Here is a 516-nt window from a genome sequence, read left to right on the forward strand (position 1 = left end):
GGGTGAACTGTTCGACACCCACATGGTGTTCGAGAACTACCCAACCGACCGGAACGTTCTGCGCAACACCGAACGGCACCTACGAGTCACCGGCGTCGAGGGCCACGACGCCACCCACTACTCCTTGGGACTGGTCGTGATGCCGGGCGGCCGCCGGATCCGGCTGCGGCTTGACTATCGCCCGGACGTATTCGACCGGGCAAGCATGCAGGCGCTGGCCGGGCGGTTGGAACGGGTACTCACCCAGGTCGTCACCGACCCAGGGGTGGCCGTCGGCCGCATCGACGTGCTGTCCGCCGACGAACGGCACCGGGTGTTGGTGGAATGGAACGGCACCGATCATGTGGTGCCGCAGGTCACGGTGCCGGAGTTGTTCGAAGCCCAGGTGGGCCGGACCCCGGACGCGATCGCGGTGGTCTTCGACGGCGTCGAGGTCTCCTACGCGGAGTTGAACCTTCGAGCCAACCGCCTGGCCCGTCACCTCGTCGGGATGGGAGTGGGCCCGGAACGGCTAGT

At 67.1% G+C, this 516-nt stretch carries 1 protein-coding gene; it reads left to right on the forward strand.

Annotated features, from left to right (window positions below):
* Positions 1 to 516, forward strand: a 516-nt coding sequence (locus Raf01_RS47480; protein ID WP_203924778.1) for a condensation domain-containing protein, incomplete at both ends; no start/stop codon positions are given.

This window comes from Rugosimonospora africana (genome assembly GCF_016862975.1).
Lineage (GTDB): Bacteria > Actinomycetota > Actinomycetes > Mycobacteriales > Micromonosporaceae > Rugosimonospora > Rugosimonospora africana.